At 37.5% G+C, this 14,160-nt stretch carries 13 protein-coding genes and 1 pseudogene; 6 read left to right on the forward strand and 8 right to left on the reverse strand.

The features are described 5' to 3' along the window. A pseudogene (locus ESZ26_RS19640) lies at positions 1 to 96 on the forward strand (IS982 family transposase); the annotation flags it as partial. A gap of 28 nt (positions 97 to 124) precedes the next feature. On the opposite strand, the gene ESZ26_RS09710 reads toward ESZ26_RS19640, so the two are convergent. The 3 genes from ESZ26_RS09710 to ESZ26_RS09720 all read right to left on the reverse strand — a co-directional run bounded on the left by ESZ26_RS09710 (position 125) and on the right by ESZ26_RS09720 (position 2,125). Further along, positions 125 to 346: an HAD hydrolase family protein gene (locus ESZ26_RS09710; protein WP_146799438.1), complete on the reverse strand. Its 222-nt coding sequence runs from the start codon at positions 344 to 346 to the stop codon at positions 125 to 127. Then, complete coding sequence (locus tag ESZ26_RS09715) at positions 343 to 1,224, reverse strand: kinase (RefSeq protein ID WP_146799439.1); 882 nt, start codon at positions 1,222 to 1,224, stop codon at positions 343 to 345. Before ESZ26_RS09715 ends, ESZ26_RS09710 begins: the two co-directional genes overlap by 4 nt. Positions 1,225 to 1,597: 373 nt before the next feature. Beyond that, on the reverse strand, positions 1,598 to 2,125 hold the full coding sequence (locus ESZ26_RS09720; RefSeq protein ID WP_146799440.1) for a hypothetical protein: 528 nt from the start codon (positions 2,123 to 2,125) through the stop codon (positions 1,598 to 1,600). Positions 2,126 to 2,281: 156 nt separating this feature from the next. Between ESZ26_RS09720 and ESZ26_RS09725 the strand changes: the two genes are divergently transcribed. Together ESZ26_RS09725 and ESZ26_RS09730 are read left to right on the forward strand one after the other, a co-directional pair. Further along, on the forward strand, positions 2,282 to 2,869 hold the full coding sequence (locus ESZ26_RS09725) for a CIA30 family protein (RefSeq protein ID WP_223271651.1): 588 nt from the start codon (positions 2,282 to 2,284) through the stop codon (positions 2,867 to 2,869). Positions 2,870 to 2,888: 19 nt separating this feature from the next. Next, entirely contained in the window at positions 2,889 to 3,104 is a 216-nt protein-coding gene (locus ESZ26_RS09730; RefSeq protein WP_146799441.1) for a TIGR02450 family Trp-rich protein, read from the forward strand. Between the two features lie 86 nt (positions 3,105 to 3,190). Here the strand turns inward: ESZ26_RS09730 and ESZ26_RS09735 are convergent, their stop codons facing one another. After that, a complete protein-coding gene (locus ESZ26_RS09735; protein ID WP_146799442.1) occupies positions 3,191 to 4,063 on the reverse strand; it encodes a LysR family transcriptional regulator in 873 nt (290 codons plus the stop codon). Between the two features lie 93 nt (positions 4,064 to 4,156). Between ESZ26_RS09735 and ESZ26_RS09740 the strand changes: the two genes are divergently transcribed. Together ESZ26_RS09740 and ESZ26_RS09745 are read left to right on the forward strand one after the other, a co-directional pair. Continuing rightward, positions 4,157 to 4,657 (forward strand): lactoylglutathione lyase family protein, encoded by a 501-nt coding sequence (locus ESZ26_RS09740; protein ID WP_146799443.1) that lies wholly within the window; start codon positions 4,157 to 4,159, stop codon positions 4,655 to 4,657. Positions 4,658 to 4,902: 245 nt separating this feature from the next. Beyond that, positions 4,903 to 6,210, forward strand: coding sequence for a sensor domain-containing diguanylate cyclase (locus ESZ26_RS09745; RefSeq protein ID WP_223271652.1), 1,308 nt, complete (start codon positions 4,903 to 4,905; stop codon positions 6,208 to 6,210). A 48-nt stretch (positions 6,211 to 6,258) separates the two neighbouring features. Here the strand turns inward: ESZ26_RS09745 and ESZ26_RS09750 are convergent, their stop codons facing one another. After that, entirely contained in the window at positions 6,259 to 6,612 is a 354-nt protein-coding gene (locus tag ESZ26_RS09750) for a DUF3802 family protein (RefSeq protein ID WP_146799444.1), read from the reverse strand. Positions 6,613 to 6,993: 381 nt separating this feature from the next. Here ESZ26_RS09750 and ESZ26_RS09755 point away from each other — a divergent pair, with 381 nt between their 5' ends. Further along, positions 6,994 to 9,960, forward strand: a complete 2,967-nt coding sequence (locus tag ESZ26_RS09755) for a TonB-dependent receptor (protein WP_146799445.1) — start codon at positions 6,994 to 6,996, stop codon at positions 9,958 to 9,960. Positions 9,961 to 10,451: 491 nt separating this feature from the next. Here the strand turns inward: ESZ26_RS09755 and ESZ26_RS09760 are convergent, their stop codons facing one another. The 3 genes from ESZ26_RS09760 to astA form a co-directional block, all read right to left on the reverse strand. Continuing rightward, entirely contained in the window at positions 10,452 to 11,273 is an 822-nt protein-coding gene (locus ESZ26_RS09760) for a DUF1338 domain-containing protein (protein ID WP_146799446.1), read from the reverse strand. Positions 11,274 to 11,471: 198 nt separating this feature from the next. Continuing rightward, positions 11,472 to 12,941: a succinylglutamate-semialdehyde dehydrogenase gene (astD, locus tag ESZ26_RS09765; RefSeq protein ID WP_146799447.1), complete on the reverse strand. Its 1,470-nt coding sequence runs from the start codon at positions 12,939 to 12,941 to the stop codon at positions 11,472 to 11,474. Positions 12,942 to 13,059: 118 nt separating this feature from the next. Then, positions 13,060 to 14,076 carry an arginine N-succinyltransferase gene (gene astA / locus ESZ26_RS09770; RefSeq protein ID WP_146799448.1) on the reverse strand — a complete coding sequence of 339 codons (1,017 nt, stop codon included), beginning with the start codon at positions 14,074 to 14,076 and terminating at the stop codon, positions 13,060 to 13,062. Positions 14,077 to 14,160 lie beyond the last annotated feature (84 nt).

Raw genomic sequence — 14,160 nt, forward strand, 5'->3', positions numbered from 1 at the left:
CTAAATGTAATTTCAGGAATAGTGGCTTATTGCTTGAAGAAGAAAAAGCCACGTATTAAATTATCAGCCAGTGAATTTGGATTGATGGAAGTTTAGAAAACGCTGCTCTTAAGCAGATCTCAGGTTAAATAGCAGCACCATTTTCAATAATAAAGGGAGTATTTAGTTTGAGCTCACGATGAATAATGGCTAATTCAGCAAAGGTTTTACTGGTATTCAAAATCACCGGAATATTCGCACATTTTAATTGCGCAAGGGTTTTATCTGCAGGCCTTGATTGATAAGTGAAGTGATCGAGCAAGGTTCCATCTAAGTCACTAAAAATAAGTGTTCTCAACGAGCTCATTGCGCTTCCTTTGCAGGCGTTGCCGTTATTTGACGAGCATAATCTAAGTAAAAAATTGCATCGGCAGATTGTCCGATAGTGGCACAACTTTGTACGCTGAGTCTTTGAAAATATTGGGTGAAGTTTACTATCTCTGCTGGGGTCATGACCTTTGAATTGGCTAAATTGATATTGTTTGCTTGTAACTTCTGCTCTTGCTCTAATCGCCATTTATAAACACAGTCAAATGACGGAGCTTGTAACGCTAACCAAAAGTCGATGTTTTTATACAAGGGAACATAAGCCTCGCTCAGTTGTTGATTGACATAATGTCGCCATTCACCTTTAGCGTCATACTGCAATTCAAGTTCATTAATGGCTAACTTTAACTGTTCGTCAGTTTGAGGCTTTACCCCCCAACACCATCCTTCTAATATAATAATATCTATTGGCTTATTAACCACAGTCCATTGCTCTTTTGGGAATGGCTCATCGGTAGCTTTATTGAATCTAGGGATAGAAAAGCCAGAATTCCTAGCTTTTAGTTGCATAAGTATATGCTCAAGAGCGGCAATGTCATGGGTGCCTGGCACACCTCTGGTAGCTAATAATGGGTGAATAGCTTCTGCAAGCTGCTGACGTTTTTCACCCGTTAGGTAAAAATCATCTAAAGACATCACTAGCACATTAAGTGGGTATTGTGTTGTTAAATATTCAGCGAGAAAATCTGTCAATGTTGACTTGCCGCTACCTTGACAACCATTGATGCCGACAAAGTACGGGGTGTTGTGCATCTTAACTTGACTCAATATTCGCTCAGCAAGTGGTTGATAGTGCTGTATAACGGTATTGCTGAATTCATCAGGGAGATTGTGTTGTTCAATAAAAGCTGAAAGCATAATTTTCACTATAGATAACTATTCATTATCATTAGAGGTTCAAGTCTTATGCCAGATCATTAGTAGATGTTTTTTTGTAGCTAGTCTATTGTAAAACAATAACTATTTTGAAACGTGCTGAGGTTCATAGATGATAAATATCAGAGGTAGATGCACTGTTGTGATTAATTGCCCCGTTTTGGTGCGAAGCTAATCAAGGATGAAGTTGTTAGTTAACGCGCTATGCTTTAAGACATTTTTTAATGACAGTTGTGAAAGGAAGCAGTGGGGCGGCATAAACAGTTAATACTAAGCGTTCGGTAACTAGATAAATTTGGCAAGAAACAATCATGGTTATGTGCTATTTCTTGCCATTATACTATGTAAAGCGCTACTAGTTTGAGGGCGTTAGTTCATCTCTCAACTCATTAAGCGCTGCAACTGAAAAACCATCATCATAAAAATAAATGATGATGCCATTTTTATCTAACAGTAATACTCGCGCGTTATTAGGACTTTCATTTCCAGTGAAGGCTTGCACTTTATCACCGTCTTCATAAACCGTAATAACCCCCTTCCAAAGCGGTTTCGGAATACCAGCACGCATACCATTGTCGATAAAAGTACTGAACATTTGTGGGAACAACCCTTGAATGGTTGGGATCTCATAAACATCAACTTTGGTTTCGGTCATATCTAAACCGATTAACCATCTATCGATGTCGAACTGTGAGTTTTGTTTGTAGCCTACCAATAATAAGGTAAATTCTTTGTTGAAGTCGGCCGGTATATTGACCGTGTTTTCTTCTAATGTCTGTCCGGTAACCGATGGAAAAGCTTTACCTGTTACTGATTGATTTGCATATTTTGTGCTACAGCCTGAGGCAAGGCTGATAAACAATATAAATAGAAAAATGCGCATGTATTTTTACTCGTTGGTTATTATTTCAAGTTAAATCTAACACCATATACGTTAGATTATTAATTTTAGCTCATTTTTAGCGCTTTTGATCTTAACAAGTTTATTTTGCGTATTTAAGGAGTGATATAGCTTGTAATAGTTAAGTGAGATTTACTGATGCGATTTATTTTAATTTTATGGTTATTTTTCAGTGCTTATGCCAGTGGTAACAATATTAATAAACAGGCCAATGATAATTCAACTGGCAATAAGAAGGCTTATATGATTGATTTTTCAAAGCAAGAAAACGGACGCTGGCGGATAACCGATGATGGCGTTATGGGCGGCTTGTCGAACGGGGAAATGATATTTGCTCAAGATCATGGCATTTTTACCGGTAGCATTTCTCTGGATAATAATGGCGGTTTTAGTTCAGTTTTTCGCGCTGTCGATAATCTTCCACAATCTTATAAAACCCTCGTTATTGACACTGAAGGTGACGGGCAGGAATATCAATTAAGACTGATCATTTACATAAATGGCTATCGATTAGCTTATAAGCATGACTTTACAACTGTTGCTAATAAGCGTGAAAAGCATACCTTTCAACTTGCTGATTTTAAGGCAACCTTTCGTGGTAGAGCAATACCCAACGCACCTTTACTTAATTCAGCAGATATTAAAGAAGTCGGTTTTTTAATGACTAAAAAAGTCGCAGGGCAGTTTTCATTATCGATATTTGAACTCTTCTTTTTGAAACAATAAGTTATACATTGAGGTAAAGATGAATAAAATTAACCCCAAAGCTCTCATTAACAGTAAATGGACAAAAGTCGATATTACCAATAAAGAAAAACATTTCGTTATCACTAAGGTCGATTTTGACGAAGAGCAAAAAGTGCTGGAGTGTATTATCGAAGCGGTAATGACTCATCATGAATACAGCATAGATTGGCGTGATTTAAAAATCAGTGAAAAATGGCTAATTGGCTGGAAATAAATTTACCATTAAGCAGCTAATAGTCTATTTCATCCTGCTATAATTTTAAAGAGCGCTAAACTGACAGGGTTATTTTAGAGCCGACATTATAGAATAAATTCACTAATCGATTTTTTAATCAGTTTACTTCTTTTAGTTTCAAAAGAATGTTTGTTTCGGCAAAGATACAAGGCTTCACTGACTGGTATTTTCAAGCTATGCACTTTTATCAGGCTTTGCTCAGGGAAAGCATTTACCGCATGTAGTGGTAATACGGTAAAACCTAATCCGCGGCTAACTGGCGCTAAAATCAAACTTATTTGATTAGAAAATCCTTTGTGCTTAAATTGACGCGTATGTTCAAATTCAGGATAGTTTTTACTTAATAATTGTTGTGCATGGTGTTCTGAGTCGGGGTGGCCGATAAAACCTATAGAAGCAAGCACTTGCCAGTTGATGTTTGTGATATCACTTGATGTCACTAAAACCAAGGGTTCTATCGCTATTTTTTCGCTCAGTAACTGTGGGCTCCGACTTAACTCCGTTAGTATCCCTAGATCAATTTTTCGCTCAATTAAGTTTTGCTCTATATTTTTATTGGGGGCAAAGGTGTAATCGATAATAAGCGCTGGATAGTGTTGCTGGATATCAAGCATCTGAGGGTATAGCTTTAAGCCAACACTGCCAGGTGTGCTCATTTTAATGATGCCGATGAAAGCATCGTCTTGCTTAATTGAAGCTTCGATATCTGCAGATGTTGTTAATAAATTTTGCCCTTGTTGGCGTAATTTAATACCGGCATCGGTCAGTGAGAAAGACTTCCCCTCGCGTGTTAGTAATAAAATGTCCAACTGCGTTTCAAGTTTCTTTATATGCTGACTGACCCCTGATTGCGTCATAAATAGAATTTCTGCTGTTCGGGTAAAATGACCAACGTTAGCAAGTGTGCAAAATGTCTTTAACCAAACAAGATTAATCATAACAAAACATACTCAATATTATTACAAATGATAATTTTTTATACTTTATAAAGTTATCTATACTTTGTCTATCAATTAATAGAGGTAATAAAAATGAGCAAAGCATATCCAAGAACGTTTTCCCATATCGGTATTTCAGTCCCTAATTTAGAGGCTGCTGTTGAATTTTATACTGGCGTCTTAGGTTGGTATGAAATAATGAAACCAACAGAAATTATTGAAGATGATAGCCCCATTGGCGCTATGTGTACTGATGTCTTTGGCGCTAATTGGGGCAAGTTTAAAATAGCCCACATGTCGACAGGTGACCGTATAGGCGTTGAACTATTCGAATTTGCCAATCAAGAAAATCCAGAAGATAACTTTGAATACTGGAAAACAGGTGTGTTTCATTTCTGTGTACAAGATCCTAATCTTGAAGAACTGGTGGAAAAAATCGTAGCGGCGGGTGGTAAAAAACGTATGGCCGAACCACGTTACTATTATCCTGGTGAAAAGCCCTACCGTATGATTTACATGGAAGACCCTTTTGGCAATATTTTAGAAATATACAGCCACAGCTATGAGTTAACTTATGCGGCCGGCGCTTACTAATTTAAAGTCATAGCTGACCAGTACTATGATTTAATAACCCAAGAGAAAGGTCTGTTCTTTTGGGCCATATCAAGATGATTTTAGCACCTATCCCTGATCTCGTCTGCTTTGCCTTCGTATCATTCACGTCTACAGACTGAACAAATCTTGTCTTAATCATGATTATGCCAGTAGCATAATGCCTATTGTTAATTTTCAACTACAATTAAACTTTCTGTAATACCTGCAACAGTTAAGGTTTATTAGTGAGTAAAGAGCAAAAATTACCAGTTACTACGCCACCAGACAATAATCTATCTGTAGACGTTAACATGTTAGCGGAAGTGTTAAATAACGTCGGCACCTGTATATTCACTAAAGATATTAATGGTTGCTATACCTATGTAAATCAAGCCGTACTTGATTTACTCAATGTAAACTTAGCAGAGATCATTGGCTTTGATGATAGTCAGTTTTTTGATTTAGCGTTATCTCAGCAACTTAAAAAAAATGACCAAAAGGTTATAAAAGAGGCTATTACGGTAGAGAACGAAGAAACAAACTTTATCAAGGTTCTTCAAGAAACCCGTATATATAAAACGGTTAAAAAACCTTTGTTCGATGATAAAAATAATGTCATCGGTATGTGTGGTGTATCAACAGATATAACAGCAGAAAAAAAACTGCAACAAATAGTGAAGACTCAAAAAAAATTACTTCATACAATACTTGATAATGTCGATGCTTATATTTACATGAAAGATAATGAGCGCACATTTAAATATGTTAACAGTAAAGTTGCTGAATTATTTGGTACGCCAGTTGAGAATATTATTGGTAAGAAAGACACTGAAGTTTTACCACTTGATGTTGCTGAACATTTTAACAAATCTGATCAACAAGTTTTTGATACCGGTGAAAAACAAACCATAGAAGAAACCTCCGAAGACGAGCATGGCAATGTTTTGCACTACATTAGTACAAAGATACCTTATCAACAGCAAGGTGAACTACCGACGTTAATCGGTTTTTCTACCGATGTAAGTGAATTGTATGTGTTAAAAGAAGAATTCAAAAAACAAGCGAATACCGATTCATTGACTAAGCTTTATAACCGTCGCTATTTCATTGATCATGCTGAACGGGAGTTTCATCGTGCGAAAAGGCATCTTCGTATTCTCTCCTTAATTGCCATTGATATCGATCACTTTAAAGATATCAATGATAGCTATGGTCACCCGATAGGGGATCAGGTGCTAATGTCAGTGGCGCAATGTTTACTTCCTTGTGTACGACAAGAAGATATTTTAGCGCGTATTGGTGGCGAAGAATTTTCAATCTTACTCCCTGAAACTACATTGCAGTCAGCAAAGGTTGTCGCAGAGCGTATTCGACTTAATCAAAGTAATTTAATTATAAAAGGTGAGTGGCAGGGCGAAATTCAGGTAACCGTTAGTATCGGTGTTACCTGTATAAGGTTTGAAGACGATAACTTTAACGACTTCTTTACCCGCGCCGACAAAGCATTATATCAAGCGAAAAATTCAGGTCGTGATCAGGTTTTTTGTTGGTAATTGTTGTTAGTACTTTTTGTTGATAAGAATAACTAGCTCTGCATCACCTTAAGTTAAAAATTGACGGTGAATTTCGCTATCAAATAAATTTTTAATGAGTAAGGCAAACTCTTTAATAAATATTTTTTGCTCATCCGTGACTTTATTGTTAATAACGCCAGAGAGAATCTCTTCTAGATCATAAACAATAGCATCAACTTCTCTTATAACCGTGTTGCGCTGATTAAAAGACAATGCTTCATTCTGGCTGCAAATACTAATGATTTGCTCACTTAATTCTTGTTCAATAACATTCATCACGGTATCTGAATCAGCACGTACTGAGGGGGAATTTTCAAATAAACTGAAATGCTCAGTCAAGTATTCGATAATATGGATGTAACCTTCAGTATCTGTAACCATTAAAAGCTCACCTCTATAAAAAAAATATACCATAACTCTTATATAGGCGTGTGATCAAGGTTGGTCATTCCTATTTTTAGGTAATCTTTTATAATAAGGAGAGCTAAAAAAGGCTCTTTTAAAAAATCAAGCGTGCTAAATCTGCATTTTATGCAAATATATCTATACATATTTAGTCTCGCTTTTTATTATTTTCTTTATTAACAATTGGTTAGTGATTCTTAGGAAAGTTCCAAATAATTTTTGTAATAGGGGTTGTAATATTTCTATATTCAGGCAGAATTAATGGATATTGTTACCTAACGTAACAATTTGTTGAAATATTCAAAGAATTTAAAACAATAAATATTTAAACTAATAAGTCCAGAGAGAAACACTAATATGAAAAATTCTAATTTAAAGCGTAGCTTTAAACAATCAGTTACTGCTGTTGCAGTAGCTATGTCATTGAGTGCAGCAATGCCTGCAATGGCAAATAACACAACAGGTTATATTACCGGTAGTTCTATTAGCCAAAGCGGTCAGGTTCTTGGTTCAGTTACAATTAAAATTGTTAACAAAGATACTGGTTTAACTCGCTCTGTTGTTTCTGATAGCGAAGGTTCTTTCCGCTTCCCGCTTCTTCCTCCTGGAATGTATGACATTACAGCAATGAAAGATGGCTTCCAAATAACAGCTCAAAAAGATGTTAAAGTTGGTATGGGCGGTAAAGTTAGCCTTAACATGACTCTAGCTTCTGATGATATCGAGCGCATTGAAGTTACTGGTTCAGCTATTGCTATGGTTGATATCACAAGTTCAAGTACAGGTATCGTTGTTGATACATTAACTCTTGATAGAGTACCTGTTGCACGTGATTTCACTGGTGTTGCTTTATTAGCACCGGGTACAACTAAAGGTGATTCTGCTTTTGGTAACAACCCATCTATTGGTGGTGCATCTGTAGCTGAAAATGCTTACTACGTGAATGGTCTTAACATTACTAACTTCCGTACGGGTGTTGGTTCAAGTCAACCACCATTTGAAATGTATGATACATTTGAAGTTAAAACTGGTGGTTACTCGGCTGAATTTGGTCGTGCTACTGGTGGTGTAATTAACGCCAAAACTAAAAGTGGTTCAAACGAATTTAAAGCTGGCGTAAATGTTTATTACGAACCAGATGCTTTAAGAGAAGATAAGCAATCACAAAAACGTGATGATGGTACTTATCGTATAGATAACACTGGCGATGAGAATGACTTCTACGAAGTTAACTTATGGGCAAGTGGCGCTATCATCGAAGATACTCTTTTCTATTACGCATTGTACAGCCCGCGTAACAATGAGCAAGAATACAACGGTTCACAAGCTTCTACGCCTGATGGTATTAAGCAAAGTCTTTATACTTCTAAAGATGATGATGCGTTTTGGGGTGCTAAAGTAGATTGGTATATTACTGAAAACAATATCCTTGAAATCTCAGCTTTCTCAGATAAAAGCAAAACAACTACAGGTAGATCAGATTACACTGGTTCTACTGGACTAGCTCCAAAAGTAAGTTTTGATGATGCTGGTGGTCTTAACTACACAGCTAAATTAACTTCTATCATCACTGATGATTTCTCAGTATCAGTTCAGTACGGTATCAATGAAACAGATCGTACAAGTGGTAGTGTTTTAGATGCTAACCCAGTAATTTACCGTAACTTCACTAACACCGGAGCATTTGTTCCAGGTGGTGACTTCGCTAACTTTAGCATTGGTCAAGGTGATGATCAGCGTCAAGTAGTTCGTATCGATGCTGATTGGTATTTAGGTGATCATGAAATACGTTTTGGTGTTGATAAAGAATCATTGACAGCAAACCAACAAACAGTTAACTCTGGTGGCGCATATTACTTATACGTAATCGGTGAAGATGATGAGTCTGTTAATTATGTTCGTCATCGTACATACAGCAGCGGTGGTTCTTTTGAATCAGAAAACTTTGCATACTACATTCAAGATCAATGGCAAGCTACAGATGATCTAGTTATTAATGCTGGTATTCGTAACGATTCATTTGAAAACAAAAATGGTATTGGTGAATCTTTCATTAAGCTTGAAAACCAATGGGCATTACGTTTAGGCGCAGTATACGATGTTATGGGCGATGGCGAGTCTAAAATATGGGCAAGCTACGGTCGTTACTATCTTCCAATTGCTGCTAACACTAACATCCGTTTAGCCGGTGCTGAAACTTACATCCAAGATTACTACAACTACGATGGTATGAGCAGCGACGGATTAGAAATTCCTAACCTAACTGGTGGTACTTACACTGGTCGTCCTCAAGATCTATACTCAAACGGTGATGTTCCAGAAGCTGGCGCAATCGTTGATTCAAGCATCGATCCTATGTATTCAGATGAATTCATTGCTGGTTACCAATTCCAGTTAAATGACGAATGGAGCATGGCAGTTCAAGGTACTTACCGTGAACTAGCAACAACTATTGAAGATGTTGCAATCGATTATGGTTTTAACGAATACGTTAATCGTGAATTTGGTTCAGCTTGTACTGAATGTACTGGTTTCCATTACTACGTGTTAACTAACCCAGGTACAGACATTACTGTAACAACTGACCCTGATGGCGATGCTGGTCCTTTAGCCAATCAAGAATACACTATTCCTGCATCTGACTTAAACTACCCTGAAGCTATCCGTAAATACACTGCTGTTGACGTAACTGTTAACAAAGAGTGGGATGGTAAATGGATGTTAACAGGTACTTACACTTGGTCTCATAGCTGGGGTAACAACGAAGGTTTAGTACGTTCAGACAACGGTCAAGATGACGCTGGTTTGACAACTAACTTTGACCAACCTGGTTTATTAGATGGTGGTGATGGTAATTTACCAAATGACCGTCGTCATTCAGTTAAAGTATTTGGTTCTTACCAAGTTACTGATGACTTGAATATTGGTGCAAACTTCTCATGGCAAGCAGGTAAGCCGAAGAGCGCATTCGGTATTCACCCAACTGATTTATTTGCTCAGGCATATGGTTCAGAGTCATTCTACAAAGGCGGTCAATTAGCTAAACGTGGTTCAGAAGGTACAACAAATTCAATTTGGAACCTTGATTTAACAGCGAGCTACGACATTGAATTTGCTGACTTTGATTTAAATCTTCGTGCAGATGTTTTCAACGTATTTAACAATGATACAGCATCTGAATTCGACGAGATTTATGATGATGAAGCTAGAACTGATTTCAATGAAGACGGTTCAGGTAACTACTTTGTTAGCCCAACTTACGGCCTAGCACAAAACTGGCAGTCTCCACGTTATGTTCGTTTAAGCGCTTCAATCCGCTTCTAAAAATTGTTTAAATAATATTTTAGTTGTTAAAAAACCCGCTACCTAGCGGGTTTTTTTATGACCAATTTTTAAGAAGGGTCGCTTATTTTATCGTTACCATCACTAGCGCTTGATATTATTAACTGTTACAAACGGGTATTAAGCATTAGAAGATGCGATTTTAATCGGTTATCTATAACAATTTTAGCGGATGATTGCTAAACAGCTTCTACTCTTAATACACCGACAAGACTTTACATCTTAGCGATAGCTAGGATTAACTATAACGTTTGAACAATATTTATTAGGACAAAGGGGTAGCACTAGCTGTTTAAACAAAAAAGATTGCTATCAACTAAACGTTTTCTTTAATGATTGATTGAGGATGTTTGTAACGAAAGGAGAATAAGGGATAAATACAGTGCAAAATGTTACTGTGGTAAAATTGTAGCGAACAGAAGTTTATTTCTGCTCGCTATAATCTAGCCAGTTGATGACGAGTCGTTCAACAACTATGCGGCTGCGTTGGTACTTTCGAATATTTTATCTGCAGAAGCAGCAACAAAACCAGAGTATAACTCTCCAGATTCTAATGGATATCGCTTAGCAAATTCATAAAAACAACTGGGGATCTCTACTTCGCCATCTGAGAATTTAACAAGGGCTTTATCTGCCATGGTTGACGATTGCTCTAGTTTAACGATTGAGTCGCCTTTGATCTCGCCGCCAGTAGTGTTCAATAAAAACCCACCCGCTTTCACGGCAGCATTTACATCTTCGACAGTATTAAAGTTATCTAAGTGATTGACACTAACAGTAAAGTGGTTTGCACGGTAACCCCAAGCAGCAACCCAAGCGGCATATTCACTTTCTGCTAACAAGGTTTGATACTCTGCTTTGCTTACTTGCCAATGCGTACCAGAATACAAGAAACTACTGTCTGTAACCTTCACATCATCGATAGCATTAACCATTTTTTCGATAATATTTTGAACGTCAACAGAAAATTCTTTGACGCGTAATTCACTGATAAAAACTTTTGGCAAGCTAGCATCACTGTGTTCAAAATGTTTTGCATTGAGTTTTTTACTTGAAAAGTCATATTCACCCGAATATTTATAACCTAAGCTTATTAAAATAGCTGCTAGCTTATCTAAATTTACCTTAGCGCTATCAAAAGTGCGATAAGCAACATGGTCATTAATTAAATCGCTTCCCGAGCTTAGTAAATCATGAATTTTATGGGCTGAAGGGGTAACTTCAACATAGTTCTGCCAAATGTTAGCAAACAAGTCAGTAACTTGCTGGTGTTGAATTGAGTTAATATTTGTCATATAAATATCCTTAGTAGGTAAAATTGGTTACTAATGAATAGTTAAAGAAAGGCGTTCATTTCCAAAGGATAAATGTGAATGCGAGTAACTGCTAACTATTCAAGGTGAATCGTTAGATTTGATCTATATTCTTAAAAAAGCTGGGACGAAGCCCAGCTTTTATTGTTAGCTTATTAGCGTACATTACTATAAACGTGCCTAGATGCTTAAGCCTGGGCTTAATGTTGCTGGTAATGATACTTTAGGCGCTTCAACAGAGGCTACAGGGTATGCACAGTAGTCAGCTGCATAGAATGCACTTGCTCTATGATTACCACTAGCGCCAATGCCACCAAATGGTGCCGCACTACTTGCGCCGGTAATCGGTTTATTCCAGTTAACAATGCCAGCACGTATTCTACGGAAAAAGTGGTTATATAAATCTTCACTGTCACTTAATAAGCCTGCAGATAAACCGAATGACGTATTGTTTGCTTCATTGATCGCCGCGTCAAAATCTGTGTAACGGTAAACTTTTAATAATGGACCAAAATGTTCATCATCTGGCATTTCATTAATAGATGTTACATCGATAATACCCGGAGATATAAAGCCCGTACCAACTTCTAGATGCTTCATTTCAACTAAAGACGTTGCGCCTAAATCAAGTAATTGTTGCTGTGCAGCAACAAGACTTAACGCTGCTTTTTCAGAAATCATCGAACCGATAAAGGGTTGCTCTTCGTCATCAAAGTAACCAATTTTAATCGCTTTGGTTGCTTCAATAAGTTTGGCAATAATGGCATCACCTTGCTCACCTGCTTCAATAAACAAACGTCTTGAACAGGTACATCGCTGCCCTGTAGTAACAAATGCAGATTGAATAATATCATGCACTACCGCTTTAACATCACTAATGTCTTTAACGATTAGTGGGTTATTTCCGCCCATTTCTAAGGCTAAAATTTTACCGGGTTGTCCGCCAAATTGCTCATGTAATAAATGGCCGGTATTTGAACTGCCAGTGAAAAACAAACCATCAATTTGTGGATGAGAAGCAAGCGCTTTGCCTGTTTCCACTTCACCTTGTACTAAGTTAATGACGCCGTTGGGTAAACCGGCTTGTAACCAAAGTTTTAAAGTTTCTTCGGCAACTTTTGGCGTTAATTCACTTGGTTTAAATACAACCGTATTACCCGCTATTAACGCAGGAACAATATGACCATTAGGTAAGTGACCAGGGAAATTGTAAGGACCAAAAATGGCAACAACACCGTGAGGCTTATGACGGATCATTGCTTTTGCGCCAGGCATTGGGTTTTCAACAGTGCCAGTACGTTCATTGTTCGCTTTAACAGAAATCGCTATTTTACCCATCATAGCGCCAACTTCTGTACGGGTTTCCCAAAGAGGCTTACCGGTTTCTTCTGCAATGGTAATTGCTAAATTTTCTTTATTTTCGCCCAATAGCACCGCAAATTTTTCAGCAATAGCAATACGTGCCTCTAGGCTCATTTCTGCCCATGACTCAAACGCCGCTCTCGCACTTTTTACCGCAGTATCCACTTGTTCTTTCGATGCAGATTTTCCCTGCCAAATAACTTGGTTTCTTGCTGGGTTTAACGAGCTAACATCGTGGCCTAAACCTGCTTGCCATTGACCATTAATTAATTGTATTGCTTTTGACATTTTTCTGTCCTCATACTTTGCGACGTTCCAGATGATATGAAAAAATCACCTGATGAACTCATTATTACTTCACTGTGCTGAGCTAAAAAAATCATCACTCAGACAATCAAAGTGTACTTTAATTGCGAACTAAGCGTACAAAATCACCTTCATTTACATGCAGTGCTTTAGCGATATCGTCTGACATCAATACCTGTTCTGCTGTTGCTCTTAGCGATACTTTTGCTTGAACAGCTCTAAAACCAGCAACTTTCGTGTTACAGATGATAAAATTAGCCTTATCATCTGTCTCACCAATTATGACTTGGTATTTGCCACTATTACGTATAGTTTTAACTTTAGCTGTTTGTGCTTCAACGGTGGGCCCACCATCAAAAATATCGACGTAACCTCGGCGAGCAAAACCTTCTGCTTCTAATAATCGCAAAGCAGGTAATGTTTTAGGATGAACTTCGTTAATTACTTTTTGTGCATCTTTGCTAAGCAAGCTCACATAGATAGGGTGCTTTGGCATTAACTCTGCGATAAAGACTTTTTTACCTATACCTGTTAAGTAATCGGCCGTTGGAAAGTCCATCGAAAAGAAATGTTCTTCTAACCAATTCCAAAAAGGAGAGCGACCTTCTTCATCAGAGATACCACGCATTTCAGCGATAACGGTTTCTGCAAAGCGCTCGTGATGTTCAGCCATAAACAAGAAGCGACAACGAGATAAAAAACGGCCATTTTTATTTTTTCTGTGGCTTTCACCCAAAAATAAAGTACAAATTTCTGATGCACCTGTGTAGTCGTTACACAGTGACAATGTTTCTACGGTATTATAAATGCCTAACTCACGAGAGTTATGAACGACTTTACCTAAATGATAATGGTAGAAAGCATCCTCTAAACCTACAGCAGCTTCAATGCCACTGGTACCAACAACCTGACCAGTCTCAGTATCTTCCATTACAAACAGGTAACCTTCGCTAGATGGGTGCGACACATCTTTAGTGAAAGAATACTCAGAATGAGCGATACGTTGCTTTAATAAGCCTTCATTGACAGGCAGTGATGTAAAACCGTGTCCTGATTCTATCGCAATACGATGTAAAGAGTCATAATCGCTTGCTTGAATAGGGCGTATAATAATCATAGAAAGATCTCATTTTTTACAAAGAAAATGAAATTGTAGCTATTTTAGTAAAATAACCACAATTTCAACGGTGTAATTGTTTTA

This window comes from Colwellia hornerae (genome assembly GCF_007954355.1).
Lineage (GTDB): Bacteria > Pseudomonadota > Gammaproteobacteria > Enterobacterales > Alteromonadaceae > Colwellia_A > Colwellia_A hornerae.